2 protein-coding genes are annotated in these 3,093 nt (G+C 52.0%); both read right to left on the bottom strand.

The features are described from left to right. A partial coding sequence (locus tag GF404_07190; protein MBD3381964.1) for a hypothetical protein occupies positions 1–826 on the bottom strand: 826 nt, incomplete at its 3' end. Then, the gene (locus tag GF404_07185) at positions 816–1,754 is read right to left on the bottom strand and encodes a hypothetical protein (protein ID MBD3381963.1); all 939 of its coding nucleotides are present in this window, start codon (positions 1,752–1,754) and stop codon (positions 816–818) included. The genes GF404_07185 and GF404_07190, both read right to left, overlap by 11 nt. Positions 1,755–3,093 lie beyond the last annotated feature (1,339 nt).

Raw genomic sequence — 3,093 nt, 5'->3', positions numbered from 1 at the left:
TATCAGCCCGTTCGGCCTTCTCGACAAATTTGTTCAACTCGACCAGGACACCCAAAGTGGAAAGAATATCCCATTGATTGTGAATTACGACCTGGTAAACGCTGTCGGGATTGCCGTCGCGCAGGTAGTCGAAATAGATCTGCGGGATTTGTTCCGAGGGAACATCGTTTAAGCGCTCGAAACCGAGCAGGCTGGATTCTGCCGTCTTGAGCGTGCAGTCGGGCAGTTTGAGACGGAAAAAACGCCTCAGGGTAAAGATTATGTCGAGGTGGTCCTTTGCAAAAAAATCCGAACCTGTTCGCTGGATGAGAAAACGATTGGTCAAAAGCGGGAGGTCAAACGCCCGCCCGTTGAATGAAACTATCACCTTGCCGGGGAGATCATCAAAGAGATGCTCCAGAAAACCAAGTTCTTCGCAATAATCGGGCAGAAAATGCTGACGGACGATGAAGCTGTCATCCTCGAAGTATCCCAGTCCGACCAGAAATGGTACAGTTCCGACACCGCCGGACAGCCCGGTGGTCTCAGTGTCGACCACGACCACATCGTGCAGGTTGAACTCACCCGCAGACGGAGCTGATGTGTAATTATCGAAATTGAGCTGCTTGTGGTTTTCCAGTTCGGCAAAGCTGAAAATTCCGTGGCAGTCGCCCGGAAGGTAGCGCGATGTACGCAGGATATAGTCACCGTTATCGCTGTTTACAACCTCTCCCCCGAGTCGGGAGGCGGTGTTCGCCATGGCCGGAGCTTTTCTTGCCGGCAACTCGGTTTTGACGAATTTCTCGAACTGCTTGAATCGCTCCTCGATGCCCATCTTACTCATCATCTTTCGAAATTATTTCGCCGGCTTTCTTCATACAGGATAGTACGAAAAGATCGTTTTCTTTGTCCTGGATTTTCCTGATATGCTTTTTAGCACGGCCCGAATCGATTTCCGCCAGAGCCAGCAGGCTGAATCCGCGCAGGTAGTTGTCCGGGCTTTTCAGGTATTTTTCAAGAGTCTTGCGTGCGGGAGAGTATTTCAGCTTTTGCCAGACCGCGACAGTGTGATATAGGGCCAATTTATCGAGATATTCCGTACGTTCGAGCAGGTTGTCGCCAGACTCCTCGCCTATTTTAACCAGGCTCCCCTCGGCTGAATAGCGAACCGAATAATGGGGATCGGAAAGTGTAGCTATCAAAGGATCGATCGCGTTCGGGTGGCCGATTTTGCCGAGAGCGACCGAAGCCGATTTGCGTACCGTTTCGGTCGAATCGGACAGCAATACGATGAGCGCTTCAACCGCTATCGTGTCACCGATATTGCCGACCGCAGTTGCGGCCGAGGAGCGGACAGTGTGGTTATAGTGGTCAAACAGTTCCATGACAGGTTCGGTTCCGTCGGAATGGCCGATCTTACCCAAACAGATCGATGCCAGCCGGAGTTGATACAGGTTCTCGGTCTGGAGTGCCCCGATCAGGTACGGTACCGCCGGTTCACCGATTCCCTTGAAGATCGCCTCCAGCGTATGACGTTCACGAGCATCCTCGGTAGCCAGTTTCGTGATTAACTGCCCGACAGCTTGTTCACCCATTTCGATCAATTCCTCTTTGGAAGGCTCGACCAGGTCACGGAACTGGACCTCCCCCGATGAGGCTTTCATGAACAGGTCATCGACTTTATCGGATATTTCATCAGACCATGCGCAGGAGGCCAGAAATAGAAAAATGATCAAAGCCAGCTTAATTACTTTCATTTTCAGCCCCCTCCTCATCTTTCCAATAATCGAGATCCATACCGATTCCCCACCTGGATTCGATAATCCAGTAGTGGTCGTTCTGGCCGTTGCCAAAATAGTTATCTTCACCCATCAGGTCGATGAACACGCCCACTGACCCGTAGTCGCGACGAGGATTGCCATAGCCCTGGGTATTGTGTGTCTTTTGCACCTCGTACGTGTCGCGCCCGCGGTAGTCGATGAACAAGCCGATACCGTTGGCAGAACCGGCCGCCTGACAGAGGTCATAGGCCTGGTAGGTGTCGTTACCATCGTAGTCGATCAGAAATCCGGCCGCCAGGTCATGGCCACAGCCCTGAGATACACCCTTGGCGTAGTAATAGTCCTCGCCTGCACGATCCATCAGGATACCGAGGCTGAGATGAGTGCCGTTGCCCTGGGCGTACTGAAACGAAAAATACTTGTCGTTTCCGGAGAGGTCATAGAGCGCTCCCAGCCCGTACCAGTAGGAAGCTCCCTGGCCGAATATATCTGAGGTGTAGATATCGTGGCCGGAGGAATCGATTAGAATAGCGATCCCACCCGACATGCGAGGTCTGAAACCAAATGAAAATCCCTGCGACAATGACAGGTAGTGATCATCGTAGCGAAGGAAATCCTTGTATTTACCGCCCGCGAAATAATTGTCATTACCGCTGATATCCGCAAGCGCGGAGTAGCCCTGTACCCCGGCAAAAGCCTGGCCGAACAGCGCGCAGTTGTAATTGTCGTTTCCGCTTTTGTCCTGAAGGATTCCGATCCCGAAAGTTGCCGCGCCCTGCGAATGAGTATCGCCCAGGTAAGTGTCGTTTCCGGAGCTGTCAATCAGCAGACCGATACCGAACAGGCCGGATCCGAGCGAAAAATTACCCGCCTTGTAAAGATCATCTCCCTCGTAGTCGATCAGTGTTGAAATACCGAACATACCGGAAGCCAGACAATAGTCATCCCGCCCGATATAGATGTCGTTTCCGCTGTAATCGAGCAGGATCTGCGAACCGGTAACTCGATCGAGACTGTACTGGTCATCACCTCCCAGGTCGGCAATAAAGATATATTCTCCCTCATAGAAGTTGTCACCGAACCCACCGAAGGCGAACTTGCCGATGGGAGTGTTTTTTTCGATCTGCCAATCCCGCATCTCGAGGCTGTTAGCCAGATCTGATTGCAGATCATTGACTATATGGGGATAGCGTTCCAATGCGAGGATATCCTCGGCATGCTGGAGCATAATATTTTCCATGCGTATATTCCGGCAGACCGTAAGCGCGCGGTGGAGGTATTTCTCGCCAAGTTTTTGCAGACTGTCGAGCTCCTCGACCGGACGGAATTCATC

The sequence above is a fragment of the Candidatus Zixiibacteriota bacterium genome (assembly GCA_014728145.1).
GTDB lineage: Bacteria > Zixibacteria > MSB-5A5 > JAABVY01 > JAABVY01 > WJMC01.
Note: the sequence above shows the minus strand (reverse complement) of the source record. Positions and strands in the feature narration are given on the sequence as shown.

Coding starts and splice junctions, on each gene's coding strand:
- GF404_07185 (MBD3381963.1), bottom strand. CDS start 1,754: ATGAGGAGGGGGCTGAAAATGAAAGTAATTAAGCTGGCTTTGATCATT.